General features: G+C 67.4%; 19 protein-coding genes, 1 tRNA gene and 1 other RNA gene. 10 read left to right on the forward strand and 11 right to left on the reverse strand.

Annotation, left to right across the window (positions count from 1 at the left end; all coding sequences use genetic code 11):
* Positions 1-103 precede the first annotated feature (103 nt).
* The gene (locus E3T29_RS10890; protein ID WP_198417750.1) at positions 104-2,569 is read right to left on the reverse strand and encodes a phosphoketolase family protein; all 2,466 of its coding nucleotides are present in this window, start codon (positions 2,567-2,569) and stop codon (positions 104-106) included.
* 212 nt (positions 2,570-2,781) lie between these two features.
* Positions 2,782-2,878, reverse strand: an RNA gene (gene ffs / locus E3T29_RS10895) — signal recognition particle sRNA small type.
* Between the two features lie 122 nt (positions 2,879-3,000).
* On the opposite strand from ffs, the gene E3T29_RS10900 reads away from it, so the two are divergent.
* Positions 3,001-3,088 (forward strand) — tRNA-Ser (locus tag E3T29_RS10900).
* 115 nt (positions 3,089-3,203) lie between these two features.
* On the opposite strand, the gene E3T29_RS10905 is transcribed toward E3T29_RS10900, so the two are convergent.
* From E3T29_RS10905 to E3T29_RS10925, 5 genes are all read right to left on the reverse strand, one after another.
* A complete protein-coding gene (locus E3T29_RS10905) occupies positions 3,204-3,716 on the reverse strand; it encodes a DUF664 domain-containing protein (RefSeq protein ID WP_134345448.1) in 513 nt (170 codons plus the stop codon).
* 364 nt (positions 3,717-4,080) lie between these two features.
* Complete coding sequence (locus tag E3T29_RS10910) at positions 4,081-5,244, reverse strand: sulfate/molybdate ABC transporter ATP-binding protein (protein WP_134345449.1); 1,164 nt, start codon at positions 5,242-5,244, stop codon at positions 4,081-4,083.
* Positions 5,241-6,023 carry an ABC transporter permease gene (locus E3T29_RS10915; RefSeq protein WP_134345450.1) on the reverse strand — a complete coding sequence of 261 codons (783 nt, stop codon included), beginning with the start codon at positions 6,021-6,023 and terminating at the stop codon, positions 5,241-5,243. Before E3T29_RS10915 ends, E3T29_RS10910 begins: the two co-directional genes overlap by 4 nt.
* Before the next feature lie 163 nt (positions 6,024-6,186).
* Positions 6,187-6,960, reverse strand: a complete 774-nt coding sequence (gene modA / locus E3T29_RS10920; protein WP_134345451.1) for a molybdate ABC transporter substrate-binding protein — start codon at positions 6,958-6,960, stop codon at positions 6,187-6,189.
* A complete protein-coding gene (locus tag E3T29_RS10925; protein WP_092340334.1) occupies positions 6,957-7,361 on the reverse strand; it encodes a molybdopterin-binding protein in 405 nt (134 codons plus the stop codon). Before E3T29_RS10925 ends, modA begins: the two co-directional genes overlap by 4 nt.
* Positions 7,362-7,680: 319 nt before the next feature.
* On the opposite strand from E3T29_RS10925, the gene E3T29_RS10930 reads away from it, so the two are divergent.
* The 6 genes from E3T29_RS10930 to E3T29_RS10955 all read left to right on the forward strand — a co-directional run bounded on the left by E3T29_RS10930 (position 7,681) and on the right by E3T29_RS10955 (position 12,415).
* Positions 7,681-8,982: a ThiF family adenylyltransferase gene (locus E3T29_RS10930; RefSeq protein WP_134345452.1), complete on the forward strand. Its 1,302-nt coding sequence runs from the start codon at positions 7,681-7,683 to the stop codon at positions 8,980-8,982.
* Between the two features lie 3 nt (positions 8,983-8,985).
* On the forward strand, positions 8,986-10,563 hold the full coding sequence (gene glp, locus E3T29_RS10935) for a gephyrin-like molybdotransferase Glp (protein WP_134345453.1): 1,578 nt from the start codon (positions 8,986-8,988) through the stop codon (positions 10,561-10,563).
* Positions 10,560-11,069, forward strand: coding sequence for a cyclic pyranopterin monophosphate synthase MoaC (gene moaC, locus E3T29_RS10940; RefSeq protein ID WP_134345454.1), 510 nt, complete (start codon positions 10,560-10,562; stop codon positions 11,067-11,069). Before glp ends, moaC begins: the two co-directional genes overlap by 4 nt.
* 160 nt (positions 11,070-11,229) lie before the next feature.
* Entirely contained in the window at positions 11,230-11,907 is a 678-nt protein-coding gene (locus E3T29_RS10945) for a molybdenum cofactor guanylyltransferase (RefSeq protein ID WP_134345455.1), read from the forward strand.
* Entirely contained in the window at positions 11,904-12,176 is a 273-nt protein-coding gene (locus E3T29_RS10950; protein ID WP_092340339.1) for a DUF6457 domain-containing protein, read from the forward strand. The genes E3T29_RS10945 and E3T29_RS10950 overlap by 4 nt, the downstream gene beginning before the upstream one ends.
* Positions 12,176-12,415: a MoaD/ThiS family protein gene (locus E3T29_RS10955; RefSeq protein WP_134345456.1), complete on the forward strand. Its 240-nt coding sequence runs from the start codon at positions 12,176-12,178 to the stop codon at positions 12,413-12,415. The genes E3T29_RS10950 and E3T29_RS10955 overlap by 1 nt, the downstream gene beginning before the upstream one ends.
* Positions 12,416-12,524: 109 nt before the next feature.
* Here the strand turns inward: E3T29_RS10955 and E3T29_RS10960 are convergent, their stop codons facing one another.
* Together E3T29_RS10960 and E3T29_RS10965 are read right to left on the reverse strand one after the other, a co-directional pair.
* Positions 12,525-12,989: a molybdenum cofactor biosynthesis protein MoaE gene (locus E3T29_RS10960; RefSeq protein WP_092340341.1), complete on the reverse strand. Its 465-nt coding sequence runs from the start codon at positions 12,987-12,989 to the stop codon at positions 12,525-12,527.
* Positions 12,989-13,504 carry a molybdenum cofactor biosynthesis protein B gene (locus tag E3T29_RS10965; RefSeq protein ID WP_241987763.1) on the reverse strand — a complete coding sequence of 172 codons (516 nt, stop codon included), beginning with the start codon at positions 13,502-13,504 and terminating at the stop codon, positions 12,989-12,991. Before E3T29_RS10965 ends, E3T29_RS10960 begins: the two co-directional genes overlap by 1 nt.
* A 324-nt stretch (positions 13,505-13,828) precedes the next feature.
* Here E3T29_RS10965 and E3T29_RS10970 point away from each other — a divergent pair, with 324 nt between their 5' ends.
* The 3 genes from E3T29_RS10970 to E3T29_RS10975 all read left to right on the forward strand — a co-directional run bounded on the left by E3T29_RS10970 (position 13,829) and on the right by E3T29_RS10975 (position 16,783).
* Positions 13,829-15,154, forward strand: a complete 1,326-nt coding sequence (locus E3T29_RS10970) for an MFS transporter (RefSeq protein ID WP_134345458.1) — start codon at positions 13,829-13,831, stop codon at positions 15,152-15,154.
* 98 nt (positions 15,155-15,252) lie between these two features.
* On the forward strand, positions 15,253-15,390 hold the full coding sequence (locus E3T29_RS19670) for a hypothetical protein (RefSeq protein WP_166789833.1): 138 nt from the start codon (positions 15,253-15,255) through the stop codon (positions 15,388-15,390).
* A gap of 163 nt (positions 15,391-15,553) precedes the next feature.
* Positions 15,554-16,783 (forward strand): NAD(P)/FAD-dependent oxidoreductase, encoded by a 1,230-nt coding sequence (locus E3T29_RS10975; RefSeq protein ID WP_134345459.1) that lies wholly within the window; start codon positions 15,554-15,556, stop codon positions 16,781-16,783.
* Positions 16,784-16,909: 126 nt separating this feature from the next.
* Here E3T29_RS10975 and E3T29_RS10980 read toward each other — a convergent pair whose 3' ends face one another.
* Positions 16,910-18,331, reverse strand: a complete 1,422-nt coding sequence (locus E3T29_RS10980) for a dicarboxylate/amino acid:cation symporter (RefSeq protein WP_134345460.1) — start codon at positions 18,329-18,331, stop codon at positions 16,910-16,912.
* Positions 18,332-18,466: 135 nt separating this feature from the next.
* Positions 18,467-18,820, reverse strand: coding sequence for a DUF488 domain-containing protein (locus E3T29_RS10985; protein ID WP_134345461.1), 354 nt, complete (start codon positions 18,818-18,820; stop codon positions 18,467-18,469).
* Positions 18,821-18,827 lie beyond the last annotated feature (7 nt).

Below are 18,827 nucleotides of genomic sequence, written 5' to 3' on the forward strand. Positions count from 1 at the left end.
GGTTGGGAGAGTGTGGGGCGTGGGTCAGACGCTGGGCGAGACATCCGGCCTTCGCGGTTCGCGAGCGAACGCGTCAAACCAGCCACGCGACGCGGTGCCGCGGCTAGACATTGTCGGCGCCCGTCTCGGCGGCGGCGGCATCCGCTTGGGAAGACCAGGACCAGTTCGTGATGGACGGAACGTCTTCGCCGTGGTCGCGGGTGTATTGGCGGGCGGCGAGGCGGGCATCCTGCATCTGCTGCCGCAGCAGGCCAGCGCGGGCGGCGAGCCCGGGGGTGCGGTCGATGACGTCCATAACGAGGTGGTACCGGTCGAGGTCGTTGAGCATGACCATGTCGAACGGGGTCGTCGTGGTGCCGATCTCCTTGTAGCCGCGGGCGTGCAGGTTCTCGTGGCCGTGGCGCTTGTAGGTGAGCCGATGAATGAGCCACGGATAGCCGTGATAGGCGAAGATGATGGGCTTGTCCGGCGTGAAGACGGCGTCGAAGGCGCTGTCGCTCAGGCCGTGCGGGTGGTCATCCTCGGACTGCAGGCGCATCAGGTCGACGACGTTCACGACCCGTACCATGAGCCCGGGCAGGTTCTCGCGCAGAATCTCGGCGGCGGCGAGCACCTCGAGCGTGGGCACATCGCCGGCGGCGGCAAGCACGACATCGGGGGCGAGACCGGCAACCTCGGTGCCAGCCCAGTCGAAGATGCCGAGGCCACGGGTGCAGTGCGCGACGGCCTGCTCCATCGTGAGCAGGTTCGGCGCCGGCTGCTTGCCCGCCACGACGACGTTGACATAGTTGACGCTGCGCAGGCAGTGGTCGTAGGTGGAGAGCAGCGTGTTCGCATCGAAGGGCAGGTAGACCCGCACGACGTCGGCGCTCTTGTTGACGACGTGGTCGATGAAACCCGGATCCTGGTGGCTGAACCCGTTGTGGTCCTGCCGCCAGACGTGCGAGCTCAGCAGGTAGTTCAGGCTCGCGATCGGTGCCCGCCACGGGATCTCGGCGGTCACCTTGAGCCACTTGGCGTGCTGGTTGAACATGGAATCCACGATGTGGATGAATGCTTCATAGCAGTTGAACAGCCCGTGCCGCCCGGTGAGCAGGTAGCCCTCGAGCCAGCCCTGGCACTGGTGCTCACTCAGCATCTCCATGACGCGGCCAGCGCGGGCCAGGTTGGTGTCGCCGGGTTTCAGCTCGGCGTTCCACTGCTTCTCGGTGACCTCGTAGACCGGCGGCGCCAGCCGGTTCGACGCGGTCTCGTCCGGCCCGAAGATGCGAAAATTCTGCGGATTCAAACGGATGACCTCGGCCAGGTAGCCGCCCAGCACCCGCGTCGCCTCATTCAGCGTCGCACCCGGCTCGGGCACATCGACGGCGAAATCGCGAAAGTCGGGCAGGTGCAGGTCGCGGCGCAGGAGTCCGCCGTTGGCGATGGCGTTGGCGCTCATGCGCAGGTCGCCGTGAGGGGCGAGGTCGGTGATCTGTTTCACGGGAGAACCTTGAGCGTCGAACAGGTCTCGCGGACGGTAGGACAGCATCCACTGTTCGAGCAGGGCGGTGTGCGCCGGGGTGTCGCGGGCGTTTGCCAGCGGAACCTGGTGCGCGCGCCACGTGTTCTCGACCTGCACATCGTCGATACGGGCGGGGCAGGTCCAGCCCTTGGGGGTGCGGAGGATGATCATGGGCCAGCGCGGGCGGGCGAAGTCCTCGTTGTTTGCGGCAGCCTGGGCGGCGGCGGCCTTGATCTCGGCGATCTGGTTGAGCACCAGGTCGAGGGTCTCGGCCATGCGGGCGTGCACGAGCATCGGGTCTTCGCCGTCGAAGCCGCCACTCACTATATACGGAGTGTGACCGTAGCCGCGCATCAGATCGAGCAGCTCGTCTTCGGGGATGCGCGCCAGCACCGTGGGGTTGGCGATCTTGTACCCGTTGAGGTGCAAAATGGGCAGCACGACGCCGTCCAGCAGCGGGTTGATGAACTTGTTGGAGTGCCAGCTGGTGGCAAGCGGGCCAGTTTCGGCCTCACCGTCGCCGACCACCGCGGCCACGAGCAGGTTCGGGTTGTCAAACGCGGCGCCGTAGGCGTGGCTGAGGGCGTAGCCGAGTTCGCCGCCCTCGTGGATGGATCCGGGCAGCTCGGGCGAGGCGTGGCTGGGGATGCCACCGGGAAAGGAGAACTGGCGAAACAGCTTCTGCACGCCGTGCTCGTTCTGCTCGATGTCGGCGTAGACCTCGGTGTAAGTGCCGTCGAGGTAGGCGTTGGCGACCATGCCGGGGCCGCCGTGGCCGGGGCCGGTGATGTAGATGGTGCTCTGGCTGCGTTCGGCGATCGCACGGTTCAGGTGCGCGTAGAGAAAGTTGAGGCCGGGCGTGGTTCCCCAGTGGCCGAGCAGGCGCGGTTTGACGTGGTCGCGGGTCAGCGCCTCTTTCAGCAGGGCGTTGCCGAGCAGGTAGATCTGGCCAACAGCGAGGTAATTAGCGGCCCGCCACCAGGCGTCGATGCTCGCCAAGGCCGCTGCGCTGAGGGGTTTTGGCGCGCGCGAGGGCCAGGTCATGGTGCCGGAATCGTCGATCATCGGTCCTCCGCGTTGTCGCGCGGCGACACAGCCGCGCTTCTTCCATCCTATTGAGCCGCGCCGACCGGCCAAGTGCCAAAGGTCCCAACAACCGCGTACTCGGCCAAATGGGGGCCACGATCTCCACGCGATCGTCGCGCGAAAGCGCAAAAAGTGCCCGTTTGAGACCCTCAATCGGGCACTTTTTGCGCTCTCGCGGGCAGAATGGGCATAGAAAAGACTCCTCGCGCACCCGCCAGAGCCCGGTTACCCTTGCTACGTTTCCGTCCTGGGGGAATTGGCCAAGGTGGCGCCACGCGAGGAGCCGAAGTTCAGTTTAGGGTACGACGCTGGGCGGCACCAACCGGGGGGCGGTCTGCGGAGGTGGCGGCGGGATCCGCTGGAAACAGGTAAGATTCTCTGGTGCCGTTGCTTTATTGCAACGGCGGCCAGGAGAATTCGCCTAGTGGCCTATGGCGCACGCTTGGAAAGCGTGTTGGGTGAAAGCCCTCGGGGGTTCGAATCCCCCATTCTCCGCCACAGTGTTACTGCAGCGTGTTGGGTGAAAGCACAAACCCCATTCGCAGGGTTCGAATCCCCCATTCTCCGCCAAACGGATGCCCGCAGCCCGCTCCCCCTCGGCGGGGCGGCGACGCTAGACGCCGGCGCGGTCGGCGAGGCCGCGCACGAAGGCGGCCTGCCCGGCGTGCTGCAGGTCGTCGGAGAGCACACTGGCCAGACGCACGCCGAGCGTGACGACGGGGGTCCAGGACGCGTCGACGACCCGGTCGAGGTCTGCCGAGCTCAGCGTGGCCAGGTACGCGACGGTCGCGGTGTGCACGGCGTCGTAGTAGCCGCCGAGCAGGACGGCGTCGGCTCGCACGGCCGCGACGTCGGCGGAGGTATGCCCGTAGCCGGTCGCCGTCGGCCCGAACGGCAGGTCGAATCGTTCAGCCCAGCCCTGGCCGATGTACACCTGCTCGATACCGGCGAGGTCCGCGAGGTGGTCGTCCTGCACGCGGGACAGGTGCCAGGTGAGCCACGCAATGGTGTTGGCGTCGGCATCCGCTCGAAAGGTGAGCGTTGCGACGGTGGCATTTTTCAGGGTGCGATGCACCGTGCCCTGGATGCGGGAGAACTCTTCAATGAGAAGTTCGGTGGGGGTCATGGGTCTCCTTGGTCGTGCTTTTAACGTACCCCGGCTGGCTATTCTGCCGCCCTAATACTCATCCGACGGATGCTGCCCCTCCTCCATCTCGAAACACGGTGAGAAGGAGGTGATTTGAAGTTCGGTGCCGGGAGCCCAGATCGACGCACTATAAAAGTCTCCCTGAACGCCCGTCGTGTCTACACTCGGTGCACCCTGCCTGGTCAGACGAATGCCATGGTGTCAGGATGACTAAAGACGAACCATTGAGCTGCACTGCAGCCCCGGACAGGGTCGTCGACAGGCCGTCCAGCACCGAATCAGTCACCCGCAAAGTCGGCATCAGCATCCCCCGGCTACAAATCGACGTGCCCCTTGCTCGAGGTTAGCGGCGGTAGGCGCTGACCTCGGTGGCTTTGACCGAGAGCCAGACGGTGGAGCCGAGTTGCAGGCCGAGGTCGGCAACGGCGGCGGGGGTGAGTTCGGCGATGACCTCGGGGTCACCGCTGGTGCGCAGGCGCACTCCGCCGCTGCCCGGCTCGATGCCGGTCACCCGGGCCGACCAGACGTTGCGCGGGCTCGCGTGACGCGGCTGTTCGGTTTGCACGACGACGGATGCCGGGCGAAAGACGGCCGCGGCTGGAACGTTCTGGTCGGCCCCGCCGAGGGTGATGGCGCTCGCCGATGCCGGAGTGCCGGAAGACGCGGGCGCGAGGGCGACGGCATCCGCTGGGCGAACGTGGAAGATGCGGCCGTCGGGGGCGGCGACCGCGCCGTTCTGCACGCTGCCGACCACGAGGTTGACGCCGGCGAGGGCCGCGACGAACGGGTTGCGCGGGGCAGCGAGCACCGCTGCGGTCGTACCCTCGTCGATGAGGGCGCCGTCGTGCAGCACAGCGACGCGATCGGCGAGCACGACCGCGTCAACGATGTCGTGGGTGACGATGATGGCGCTGGTTCCGGTTTCGGCGAGCTGCTCGCGAATGAGCTGACGCATGAACGGCGCGGTCTCCGCGTCGAGGGCGGCAAGGGGTTCGTCGAGCAGGAGCACGCGCGGCCCGGCCGCGAGGGCCCGCGCGAGGGCGACGCGCTGCTGCTGTCCGCCGGAGAGGGCGCCGGGTTTACTGCCGCCGAAGCCGTGCAGGCCGACGCGGTCGAGCCAGTGGTCGGCCGCTATTCGGGCCTGGGCGGCGCTCAATTGGGCCTCGCCGACGCGCAGCGCGAACGCCACGTTGGCGCGGGCACTGAGGTGCGGGAACAGCAGCGGGTCCTGCCCAAGCAGCCCGATGGCCCGGCGCTCTGGGGCTACGAAGCGGCCGGGTGCGGTGAGCACGGCGCCGTCGATGGTGACGGTGCCGTGCTCGGGGGTGGCGAGGCCGGCGAGCAGATCGAGCACGGTCGATTTGCCCGAGCCGTTCGGTCCGAGCAGCGCGAGCACCTCGCCGGGCGCGAGGGAGAGCTGCACGTCGAGGGTGAACGAGCCGCGAGTGAGCTGCAGGTTCGCCTCGAGCAGGGCGTTGGCGGCGGATTTCCAGAGGGCCGGGGTCATGAGAGCACGCTCGCCCGGCGGGTTCCAACCAGCACGAGGATGATCACGGCGACCGCGATGAGCAGCAGTGACAGGGCGACGGCCTGGTCGGTCGTGACGCCAGAACCGTTGAACGCGGTGTAGATGGCGAGGGGCATGGTGCGGGTGACTCCGGCCTGGTTGCCGGCGAACAGGGCGGTCGCGCCGAACTCGCCGAGGGCGCGGGCGAAGCTCAATACCGTGCCGGCGAGCAGACCGGGACCGACGAGCGGCAGCGTGATGCGGGCGAAGACGGTGCCGCGGTGGGCGCCGAGGGTGGCCGCGACGCGTTCGTAACGCACGCCGGCGGTGCGCAGCGCGCCCTCGACCGCGATCACGAGAAAAGGGAGGGCCACAAAAGTTTGCGCGATCACGACCGCGGTCGTCGTGAACGGAATGCGCAGCCCGGCCAGCTCAAGGGTGTTGCCGAGCACACCATTTCGGCCGAGCAGGGAGAGCAGTGCAATGCCGCCGACGAGGGGCGGCAGCACGAGCGGCACGGTCACGAGTGCCCGCAGCAGGCCGGCCACCCGCGGCTTCGATTGGGCGATGACGACGGCCAGCGGCACGCCGAGCAGTAGGCACAGCACGGTCGAAACGGATGCCGTCGCGAGCGAGAGTCCCAGCGGCCGCAGGGCTTCCGGCGAGAGGAGCAGGGAGGGGAGGCCTGGCCAGTCGACCTTGAGCAGGAGTCCGGCGAGCGGAAGCACGAGCAGAGCGAGGCCGATGCTCGCGGGCACATAGAGCAGGCGCGGGATCATATGCTCGCCCTCCGGTGCGGCCTGCGCGAGTGCGCGCTCCGGGTCCGGTAGGTAACGGACGGGGCCCGGGCCCCGTCCACGGGCCCAGTTTCTAAACTGGGCCCGTGGCCACAAGGTGGGCCCGGTGTCCCGCGGATGCCTGGGCGGCAGGGCAGAAGAACCCTCACGGAGCGAGAAAACCGTGGGCGGCCAGCACGGCCTGCCCGGCGGGCGAGAGCACGAGGTCGACGAAGGCCTGGGCGGTCTCAGCGTGCGCACTCTCCTTGACGACGGCGATCGGATAGTGCCCGACGACCGCGTCCGCTCCGGCCGGGGTCACGCCCTCGATGCGGCCGGGGTTCGCGGCGACGTCCGTCGCGTAGACGAGGCCGGCATCCGCTTCGCCGCTGGCGACCTTAGTGACGACAGCCGTCACATTCTGCTCCTCACTCGCGGGCGTGAGAATGACCCCAGCATTGGCGAGCAGGGTAGCGGATGCCGCCCCACACGGCACCTGCGCCGCGCACAGCACGGTGATCACACCGGAGCGGGCGAGATCTTCGAGGTTCTCGATGCCCAGCGGGTTGCCGGGGGCGACCGCGATGCGAAGCGTGTTGCCGGCGAATAGGGTGGCCGGGCCGGTGAGCCCGCCGTCGGCCAGCGGCTGCATGTTCTTCTGGTCGGCGCTCGCGAACACGTCGGCGGGGGCGCCGGCCTCGATCTGGGTAGCGAGGGTGGAGGATCCGTCGTAGGTGACCTGCACGTCGACGCCAGGGTTCTGCTTCTCCAGCAGGGTGGCGAGCTCGTCGAAGGCCGGGTTGAGGGAGGCGGCCGCGTAGACAGTGAGGGTTTGGTCTGCGGTCGCGCTGGCAGCGGCGATACCCGGGGCGGTTGACGGCGCGCAGCCGGTGAGGACCAGGGCGAGCACGGCCAGGGCGGCGAGGGCCAGGCGGGTCACAGCATCCGTCCCGGAGTTTCGACGATCACGTTGGTGGCCTTGATCACGGCCACGCTGAGCGAGCCGATCTCGAGGCCGAGTTCGCGCACGGCCTCGCTCGACATGAGCGAGACGACGCGGTGCGGGCCACACTGCAACTCGACCTGGGCCATGACCGTGTCCGTGGTGATGGCGGTGACGATGCCGACAAACCGGTTGCGGGCGCTGCGGCCCACTGTGGACGGGTCGGTCGGGGTACTCGCTTGGTCGACGGCGAAGGCGGCGAGCGCGGCTCCATCGACGGCGAGACGACCGGATGCGTCGGCATCCGCTGCGAGACGGCCACCGTCTACCCAGCGTCGCACGGTGTCATCGCTGACACCGAGCAACTCGGCGGCCTCACTGATCCGATATTGCGTCATAAATGGCACAATAGCACCGCATCTGCGGTTTGGGCAGCCTGTCTGTTGAACGGTGTCCCCGGCGCCCGTGGCTACTTCAGGAAATCCCGGTCGAACCTGCCACGTTGAGGCTGCCTGGGCTCATCCGGCCGACGATTTTCTGATTTAGCCACCGAGGCATCCGTCATAACTCCTGCACATTGCTCGCCGGCGGTCTCGACTCCCGCTGAAACAGGGGCCTGTCGGCTCGGGCCTCGAGAAATTGCAGGAGTTATGCCGGTGGAACACCGATGAACGGATGCGGGTGGCCGCGAGGCCCCGCAGCGCCTAGCGTTAAGCCATGGCTATTCCTCCCCTTGTTGAGCCCGTTGATCAGCTCAGCGCGTCCGAATCCGCGCGTACTGCCCGGCAGCGTCGCCTCCCCCAGCTCAATGAACTCGGCCAGCGCCGCCTCGCCAACGCCCGGGTGCTCGTGCTCGGCGCCGGCGGGCTCGGCTCGCCCGCCCTGCTCTACCTGGCCGCGGCCGGCGTCGGCACCATCGGCATCGTCGACGGCGACGACGTGGAACCCAGCAACCTGCAGCGCCAAATTGCCCACGGGCTAGCGGATGTCGGCCGCCCGAAGGTAGACAGCGCCGCCGAGCGCATCATTGAGATCGCCCCCGAGACCAGGGTCGTTCGGCACGCCGAACGCCTCGTCGCGGCCAACGCAGCCGAGATCATCGGCGGCTACGACGTGGTCATCGATGGCACCGACAACTTTCCGACCCGGTTCCTCGTGAACGACACCTGCGCGCGGCTCAGGCTGCCACTGGTGTGGGCATCCGTTTTGCGATTCGACGCCCAGCTCTCGGTGTTCTGGGCCACTCCGCCGGAGGGTTCCGGCGTGACCGGTGTGCACCTGCGCGATCTGTTTCCCACGCCGCCAGCCGCGGGCGAAGTGCCGAACTGCGCCGACGCGGGTGTGCTCGGCGCGCTGTGTGGCCAGGTCGGGTCGCTCATGGCGACCGAAACCATCAAGCTCATCACCGGGATCGGCTCGCCGCTGATTGGCCGCGTACTCGTGATCGACGCGTTGTCGGGCCGGTTCAGCGAGATTCCGTTGCTCGGGACCGGCATTGCCGCCGAGCCGACCGCTGCCGAACGAGCCGCCGAACAAGCCGAGGAAGCCGCGCGAGTGGCGATGACCAGCACCCCCGAGGTCACCAGCGTCGAGCTCGTCGACCGCCTCGTCGCCCAGGGCGCCGGTACCGACAACTTTCTCGTCGTGGACGTGCGCGAGCCGAGCGAATTCGCTGAAAGCTCGATTCCCACAGCCCGACTGTTGCCGCTCGGCGAACTGTTGACGGACGGCGTGCTGTCGGCCAGCGGCCGCGCCGCGCTGCCGACGGACATGCCGCTGATTGTGCACTGCCACGCTGGCGGTCGGGCAGCGCGGGCCGCGAACGCCCTGCGTGAGGCCGGATTCACCGATGTGTCGGTGTTCACCGGAGGGATCCTCGCCTGGGATGACCTCGTCACCGCCGGGCGAGCTCCCGGATTCGGTAGTCGCTGGGCCGCGCCAGAGCCCGCCCCGGCCGGGCGGCACGCCTCGGCGCGCGACGACGCTGGCAGTGCCAGCCAGTCCGACAGCCTGGTCTGAGCGGTGACCGACAACGAACGACACGCCGCCTCCTCGGAAGCTCCAGCTTCGACCGACGCGACTGGCTCCTCCGATTCACGCGAGGTCACGTCCGGCCATCGAGAGAACGATCACGCACACCCCGACCGAGCGGATGCCTGTGCCCCCGCCGCGACCGCGCGCACCGTTTCCGAGCAACTCGCGGTCGTGCTCGGCAGCGTGGCTCCGCTGCTGCCCGTGCGGGTCGAGCTCGACGCCGCCCGCGGGCTGGTGCTGGCCGAAGACGTGCTCACGGTGACCGACACGCCTCCGTTCGACAACTCCGCGATGGACGGCTACGCTGTCATCCGCGCTGACCTGCTGGGGGCATCCGCTCAGAATCCGATCACCCTGCCGGTCGTCGCCGATCTCGCTGCCGGCACCGCAGAGAACCCACGCCTCGTTCCCGGGCAGGTGGCGCGCATCATGACGGGCGCGCCGATTCCCGACGGAGCGGATGCCGTCGTACCGATCGAAGACACCGACCAGGGCACCGAACTGGTCACGATCGTGCAAGCGCCCAATGTCGCAGCTCACGTGCGTCGTGCCGGCGAAGACGCCCACGCGGGCGATCGGGTGCTGCGCGCGGGCAGCGTGCTCTGGCCCACCCGGGTCGCCGCAGCGGCGAGCGCCGGAACCAGCTCGGTGCTCGTGCACCCCGCTCCGCGCGTGGCCGTTATCTCCACCGGAAGCGAACTCGTCACCCCCGGCAGCCCGACCCGCCGCGGCCAGATTCCCGACTCCAACTCCTTTCTGCTCTCGGCGGCCGTCGCTGAGGCCGGCGGTATTCCCGTGCGGATCGGCGCCGTGCCCGACGACGACGACGTGCTGCGCGCCCTGCTGACCGAGCTGGCCGGCACGGTCGACGTGATCGTGCTCTCCGGCGGTGTGAGCGTCGGAGCGTACGACGTGGTCAAAGCCGTACTGAAACCGCTCGGCACTGTGGATTTCGGCCCGGTCAAGATGCAACCCGGCAAGCCACAGGGCTTCGGACGCTGGCCCGCCACGGGCGATGTGCCCGGACCGCTAATCTTCGCCCTGCCCGGCAACCCGGTGAGCGCGTACGTGTCCTTCGAGGTGTTCGTGCGGCCGGCGCTGCGGCGTCTGCTCGGCCATGGCCTCGCCGACCCGATCGACCCAGCAGACGAAACGGCGACCGCACCGAACGACGGGGCCATGCGCACCGACACCGAGGCTCCTACCGTCGGCACCATAGCCACGTCGCTCGATCAACCGTCACCAGACCACCCGGCCCTGCACCGCCGCACGATCACGGCCACCGTCGCCGACGGCTGGAACTCGCCGCCCGGACGCGCCCAGTACATGCCCGTGATCGTGACGCACCGAACCGTGATCGAGCATGCACCCGCCGTCATCACCGCCGAGGGGAGCACGAGTGCCAGCACCGGCAGCATCCGCTCCGAAGTACGCCCAGCCTCCCGCGGAGGGTCGGGTTCGCACCTCGTCGCCGGCCTGGCGCAGGCCAACGGACTCGCCATCGTGCCCGAAGACACGACTCACATTCGCGGCGGCGACCGCGTCACTGTCATGCTGACATCATGACGCACACCACCGACGCGGCCGGCGCGACCGTTCCCGCACAGCTGTTCACCCACCTCGACTCGGCCGGACAGGCCCGCATGGTCGACGTGACCAACAAAGTTCCCACCGTGCGCAGCGCCACCGCCGCCGGCTTCGTGCGCTGCGGCCCGACCGTGATCGCGGCCCTCCGTGACGGCACCGCGCCCAAGGGCGACGTGCTCGCCGTGGCCCGCATCGCCGGAATCCAGGGCGCCAAGAAGACCGCCGACCTGCTCCCCCTCGCCCACGTGATCGGCGTGCACGGCGCCGTCGTCGACCTCGTCGTCGAGGATGACCGGGTGAGCATCACAGCCACAGTGCGCACCGCTGACCGCACCGGTGTCGAGATGGAGGCATTCACCGCCGTCTCGGTCGCAGCCCTCGCCGTGGTTGACATGGTCAAGGGCCTCGACAAATCGGTCACGATCGAGAACGTGCGCCTGCTCGCCAAGAGCGGCGGCAAGAGCGGCGACTGGCTGCGCGCGTGACTCTGCCGGCGTCTGCTCCTGCGTTGATGACGCATTTCTTCGCCCAAAACGGATGCCCCGCACCCGCCACCACCGTGAGCGCGCCCGAAACGGCTGACCGCGACGCCGGTTACCGTAGCGCGCACCAGTATCGGGCGCGGCCATCCGCTCGCCAAGCCTCATGACTGTACAACCCGACCTGATCGTACTCGCGGGCGGCCGCGGCACCCGCCTTGGCGGCGCATTCAAGCCGGCGGTCGAGGTGGCCGGACGCACGCTCCTCTCCCGCGTGCTCGACGCCCGTCCCCTCGCCCGCCACACGGTCGTGGTCGGCCCGCCCAGTGCTCGGGCCGCCGCGACGCAAACCCCCACCGCGCCGACACCGGACTCCGCAATCATCTGGGCACTGGAAGACCCGCCATATGGCGGACCGGTCGCTGGCATCGCGGCCGGGCTCGCCGCACAGGGCGAGCAACATTTCGACGAACCGGCCGATTGGCTGCTCGTGCTCGCCTGCGACCTGCCCCGGGGAGCGGATGCCGCGCGCCTGCTGGTTGCGGCAGCATCCGCTTTCGAGAGCATCGGGGAGCAGTGCGACGGTGTGCATCTCATCGACAGCAGCGGCCACGCCCAGTGGCTAGCCGGGATCTATCGCGGCACCGCCCTGCGCGCTGCTGTGGCAAGCCTGGGCGACCGCCTCGACGGCGCCAGCATGCGGCAGCTGCTCGCCGGACTCAACCTCAAGGGACTGCTCGACGAATCCGGAGCCGGAATCGACGTGGACACGTGGCAAGATGTTGAGAGAAGTTCCGCACGTCTCACCGAGATTCAGCCCAACCCGAGGAGTGACCCCCAATGAGCTCAACACCGCTGCCTCCCGAAGCGCTCGACGGCTGGCTCACGGCACTCGCCGATCGGCTCCAGCTTGACCCGGCCGACGTTCCCGTCGGCGATCTGCTCGACGTCGCACGCGACGTCGCCCACAATGTGGCGCGGCCGGCCGCACCGCTCAGCACTTTTCTGATCGGGCTCGCCGCCGCGAAGAACGGTGGAACCGGAGCCGACATTGAAGCCGCCTGCGCCGCCGCGAGCGAACTCGCCCGCGACTGGGCACCCGAAAAACTGTGATGGCGACCCTGCGCTTCTTCGCCGGAGCTGCCGAAGCCGCCCAGACGGAGACGGCCACGCTCAAGGCTGGCACGATCGGCGAACTCCGCGCCGAGCTCGGTGAGCGCTACGGCAGCGAGTTCGTGCGCGTGCTCCGGCTGTGTTCCCTGCTCGTGAACGGTACGCGCGCCACGGATGACGCGGTCCCGCTCGCGCCCACCGACGCGGTCGACGTGCTGCCGCCCTTCGCCGGCGGCTGAGCACCGTTCACAACCGCGGAGATTTCCGCTGAATGCCCCTGATCGCGCGCTGAATCGGCCGATTTCGCGCAGGTCTCCGCAGTTCTGCACACCCACCCGGCTACAAACGCTACAAACCGACCCAGGAATGCGTTCCGTCGACTTCATACTGCTTCTTCCAGATCGGAACCTCAGCCTTCACGGCCTCGACCAGGCTCTCGCAGGCCGCGAAAGCGACGCCGCGGTGCGCACTCGCGACCGCCGCCACCAGGGCCAGGTCGCCGACGTCGAGGTGTCCGATACGGTGGCTGACCGCCAAAACCACGAGCGGATGCTGCGCCCGCATCCTTTCCGCGATTTCGCCGATAATGCGCTCAGCGTCGGGGTGCGCGCTGTAATCGAGGCCCGTGACGCGGCCGGTGGCATCCGGGTCGTGGTCGCGCACCTGGCCGATGAAGGTCACGACTGCGCCGTGCGACCGGCCCGATACGGCCGAAATGTGCTCGCTGACGTCTAGTCGTGATTCGGTCACCCGGGCGAAGCCGAGCCCTGCCGCATCTGAGTTACCCGAGAGGTCCGAGGTGCCAGCGCCCATCAGTGGTCTCCTCCGTCGAGCTGATCGATGACGTGCCGCACCAGCGGCGCGAGAATGGCCACACCGTCGCGCACCGCGCCCGCCGAACCGGGCAGGTTCACGACCAGCGCGCCGTTGTTGCCGACCGAATCGGCGATGCCGGCGATGCCGCGGGAGAGCACGGCGGTAGGGATCGTCGCGACGCTGACGGCGCGCATCCGCTCGGAGATGCCCGGCAGAATCGTGTGCAGCAGCGTGGCAGTGCCCTCGGGGGTGAGGTCGCGCGACGAGACCCCGGTGCCGCCGGTCGTCACGACGAGGCGAGCGCCGTCGCCGAGCGCGCCCGAGATCGCCCCGGCCACGCTCTCAATGCCGTCGGGCACTACGCGCGGTGGCCCGCAGGGAATGCCAACCTCCCCCAGCGCATCGACGGCGGCCGGGCCTGATCTATCTTCGCGTTCGCCGCGCGAACAGCGATCAGACACGGTGATCACGACGGCCCCGAGTTCGGCCCCGAGCTTGAGCTGAGTTTTCACCGTTCCACAGTACCGCGGCGAGCGGATGCCGCCCCCCGGCGACCGCAGACAGGGTCGCATTGGACGACGGCGATCTCGGCACGCTCGATCAACGGGTGGCGGCACCAGCAGATGGGTCACGGCACGTATTGGGGAACGTGGCACTGGTTTGAACACGTGCCAACGGAGCGAACGAGTGCCACGAGCGGTCCCAGCGGGGCGCACGCCAGCCATCGGCATCCGCTGGAATCATTTGTCACGGTGTTTGCTCGATGCACCGCGAACCTCGAGCGAACAAGCTGGTTACGAACCGGGCGGCTTGCCCGACAACCAGCCGAGGAAAACATGTCAACCGTCTCACCCCCACGCGTCACGTCCACGCTGAAGCCGGACCTCTCCAACTGGGATCCGGAGAACGAGGAAACGTGGGATTCCCATCTCGCTTGGCGCACCCTGTGGATCACTACCTTCAGCATGACCCTCGGCTTCGCGGCCTGGTACCTGGTCAGCGCCATCGCCCCGCGGCTAAATGACATCGGCTTCGACCTGAGCACCAGCCAGCTGTACTGGCTCGTCGCGCTGCCCGGCCTCGCTGCCGGCCTGCTGCGGCTCGTCTTCATGTTCTTGCCGCCGATTCTCGGCACCCGAGTGCTCGTCGCCCTGTCCAGCGCGCTGCTCCTGCTGCCGATGATCGGCTGGACCCTCGTCGCCCGCGACGTCTCCACCCCCTACTGGGTGCTGCTCGCGCTGTCGTTCGCGGCCGGTATCGGAGGAGGCAGCTTCTCCGGTTTTATGGCTTCGACCAGCTATTTCTTCCCGAAGCGCCTGGCCGGAACCGCCCTCGGTCTGCAGGCGGGCCTCGGCAACTTCGGCATCGGCCTGATTCAGCTGCTCACCCCGTGGGTGGTCGGTTTCGGTCTGCTCGGCACCGCCGCCCTCACCCCGGAGAGCGACTCGAACGGCGAACTGGTCTGGCTGCACAACGGCGGACTCGTGCTCATTCCCTGGGTGATCCTCGCGGTCATTCTCGCCCTGCTCTTTCTGAAGCGCGTGCCGATCAAGGCCAACTTTCGTCAGCAGCTCGACATCTTCAAGGTCAAGCACACCTGGATCATGACCGCCATCTACCTCATGAGCTTCGGCGCCTTCAGCGGCCTGGCCGCGCAGATGGGCCTGATCATTCTCAACGTCTACGGCGACTTTCCGGATGCACCCAACCCGCTCGCGTTCGCCTTCATCGGCCCGGTGGTCGGCGCCCTCGTGCGCGCGGCCTGCGGCCCGCTCTGTGACCGGTTCGGCGGCGCCATCTTCACGTTCATCGGCGGCGCGGGCATGACGGTCGGCACGATCGTCACGGTGTTCTTTCTCACTCCGACGAGTGTTGACGAGTTCTACGGCTTTCTCACCGGCATGATCATCATCTTCTTCTTCTCCGGACTGGCCAACGCCGGAACGTTCAAGCAGATGCCGATGATCTTCCCCAAGCGGCAGGCCGGCGGCGCGATCGGCTGGACCGCAGCGATCGCCGCATTCGGACCCTTCATCGTGGGCATGGCCCTCACCGCCATGAGCCCGACCGCCTTCTTCATCGGCTGCTCCGCGTTCTGCGTGCTCTGCACCGGGCTGGCCTGGTTCTACTACGCGCGTCCCGGCGCACCCAACCCGAGCTAACGCTCCCTCCAGCGACCCGAAGTCCCCTTCTCCTCCAGCGGGGGGCTTCGGGTTTTTTCCTGCCAGCAGGGGGTCATACTGAAGCGAGGAGGTCAACGATGACCAGAGAAGACGAGTCGATCGGTGGCGACCCGGTCTGCTGGCTTGAGCAAGTCTGCCCCGAGTGCGGCGCCTACGTTTCCGGCGAGCTCCCCGCGGCCTGCTGGCGCTGCGACACCGTGGTCTCGCCGTCGTGACCGGGGGCATCCACTTTTAGACGGATGCTTCCCCGCCGCCTGCGCAAACCGTCCTCCACCCGGCAACTCGCGTCACGACTGAGTTCCCCGGGTACGATTGCACCGCGCCCCAGCGGGCAAACTCTCGTACAGTCAAGAGCACACCTCCGAGGAAGGACCAGTCATGGCGGGCCAGCAGATTTTTGTCATCGTGGGAGCAGCGCTTGCGGGGGCCAGCGCTGCCCGAGCCTTGCGAGAGGAAGGCTTCGACGGGGAGATTCACTTGATCGGAGCCGAAGAGCACCCGCCATATATTCGTCCGCCGCTGTCGAAGGATTATCTGGCCGGCACGGCCGAACGCGACTCAGTCTTCGTGCAGAGTGCGAGTTGGTATCCCGACCATGAGGTGCAGTTGCACTCCGGCACCCGCGCGGTGAGCCTCGACCTCGGCGCGCACCTGCTCGACACCGACGACGGCGCGCAACTGAGCTACGACCGACTGCTCCTGACCACCGGCTCCCGGCCGCGACGCCTGACGGTGCCGGGTGCAAACCTCGGCGGGGTGCACTACCTGCGCACCCTCGACCACTCCGACCTGCTGCACTCCGTTCTGGCTGACGGCGGCAAGCGGCTCGTCGTCGTGGGATCCGGCTGGATCGGCATGGAGGTCGCCGCGACCGCCCGCACACTCGGCAACGAGGTCACCATCCTGGAACGCGGCCCGGTACCGCTTGCTGCGGCGCTCGGCGACGAGCTCGGCGATATGTTCGCGAGCCTGCACGAGCGCAACGGAGTGGTCATCCGCCGCTCCGTGACCGTCGACGGCCTGGTCGGAACGGATGGCCGGGTGACCGGAGTGCTCCTGGCTGGCGGCGAAACCGTGCCGGCCGACCTCGTTCTGGTGGGCATCGGTGCGGTTCCAAACGTCGAACTTGCCCAGAAGGCCGGGCTCGCGGTCGACAATGGAATCCTGGTCAGCGCGAGCCTGAAAACCAGCGATCCCCACGTCTTTGCGGCGGGCGATGTGGCCAACGCGGAGCATCCGCTCATCAAAGCGCGACTGCGCAGTGAGCACTGGGCGAACGCCCTGAACGGCGGTTCGGCTGCGGCCCGAGCCATGCTCGGCCAGAGCGTTTCGTTCGATGCCATTCCCTACTTCTACACCGACCAGTTCGACCTCGGCATGGAATATTCCGGATTCGGCATATTGGCCGACGGCGCCGAGCTGGTCTACCGCGGCAACCGGGATTCCCGCGAGTTCATCGTGTTCTGGCAGCAGGCCGGCCGCGTCGTCGCAGGCATGAACGTCAACGTCTGGGACGTCAATGACACCGTTCAGGCTCTGATTCGTCGGGACGAGCCGGTCGATCCTGCTCGCCTCGCCGACGAGTCGATCCCCCTCGACCAGGTCTAGCGGCCCTGGCTCACGACGGCGGCAAGCGGATGCCCACGCACCAGCCGTGAGGGGGCGCAAATCGACCTTTTACGGCCGGTTATAGATCGATTTGCGCCCCCTCGGTCCCCACCCAGCGCGGGTGAGCTAGACCCGAGCTTCAGCCCGCTCAGTCGGCGTCGATTCGATGGAGACGTCCGAATCGTCCGTAAAGGGCTGCGAGGTTCGCGGGGCGTTGTACAGCGTCTCGTCGAGGATGCCCTGGCGCTTGGCCACGATCGTGGGCACGAGGGCCTGTCCCGCCACGTTCACGGCGGTGCGACCCATGTCGATGAGCGGATCGATGGCCAGCAGAAGGCCAACCCCGGCCAACGGCAGACCCAGCGTTGACAGGGTCAGCGTCAGCATGACGACGGCGCCAGTGGTGCCGGCCGTGGCGGCAGAACCCAATACGGAGACCAAAACGATAAGAAGGTACTGGGTGAAGTCCAGCTGAATTCCGAAGAACTGTGCCACAAAGATGGCGGCGACGGCGGGGTAGATAGCCGCGCAACCATCCATCTTGGTCGTCGCTCCCAGCGGAACAGCAAAGGATGCATATCCGCGCGGTACGCCCATGCTGCGCTCCGTGACGCGCTGCGTCAGCGGAAGGGTACCGATGGATGAGCGCGACACGAAGCCCAGCTGAACGGCCGGCCAGACACCGGAGTAGTACTGCTTGACGGACAGACCGTGAGACTTGATCAGCACCGGGTAGACCACGAACAGCACCAGGATCAGGCCAATGTAGATGGTGACTGCGAACTTGCCGAGCGATCCCATGGTGTCCCAGCCGTAGACCGCGACGGCATTACCGATCAGGCCGATCGTGCCGAGCGGCGCGATGCGAATAATCCACCACAGCACCTTTTGAATGACCGCGAGGGCTGACGCATTGAGATTCAGGAATGGTTCGGCAGCTTTACCCACCTTCAACGCGGCAATGCCCACCACGATGGCGATGACGAGAATCTGTAACACGTTGAAGTTGACGGTGGTGCTCGCGACGCCATCAACGACGGAGGTATTGGCGCCGAGTCCGAGGAAGTTCTTCGGGAAGAGCCCGGTCAAAAATGCCCACCAGTCCCCGGTCTTGCCGGTGTATTCGGCATTCTCGGTGATGCCCGTTCCTGCTCCCGGTCGCACCAGAACGCCCAGCCCGATGCCGATCAGAACCGCAATCAGCGCGGTGATAGCAAACCAGAGAAGCGTGTTCCAGGCCAGCTTCGCCGCGTTCGACACTTCGCGCAGGTTCGCAATGGAACTGACCACGGCCGTGAAGATGAGCGGTACGACGGCAGCCTGCAGCAGCGAGACGTAGCTCGACCCGATAATTTTCAGGGTCGCACCGAGACCGTTGGGATTCGCCTCGGTACTGCCGGTGTATTTCGCCACGAGTCCGAGGCCCAGACCGATGATGAGAGCAGCGATGATCTGAACGCCGAACGAGCGCACCCATTTGGGAAATCTGCTGCCGCGGGTACTGACGGGAACTACTGAAGTCACTGGTTCGACACTTTCTATTGTCATTCGTGAGTCACACTGACGCCCCCGGTCCCGCGAGACGGGAGCCCCTTGAGATTCCACCGCCGCGTGCAGACGCCTTTATCCCCAAGGCTGGAACGGGGCCCAGTATTCCTTCCAGCGGAATGTGACCTCGTGTGTCTACTTCTCCTGCAGGTATTCGGCGAGCACCCGCGCATGGTTCACCCGCGGGTCCTTGGCTCCGTAGATCAAGGTCGTCACGCCGGCCGCGGCGAGCGCGCGAAGCTGCACGACGGCCGCCTGGGTCTCGGTATTGCCGTCTAGTTCAGCGCGGTAGCGCACGGCGAACTCGTCCATGCGCTTCGGGTCGTGCTTCCACCAGGTGCGGAGCGCCGGTGACGGTGCGACCTCTTTCAACCACTCATCAAGGTCGGCGCTCTCCTTGGAGACACCGCGCGGCCAGAGTCGATCAACCAGCACCCGACATCCATCGGAAGCGGATGCCGCCTCATACGCTCTCTTGATCCGCACCATGAACTGA

The sequence above is a fragment of the Cryobacterium sp. TMT1-66-1 genome, assembly GCF_004403435.1.
Lineage (GTDB): Bacteria > Actinomycetota > Actinomycetes > Actinomycetales > Microbacteriaceae > Cryobacterium > Cryobacterium flavum.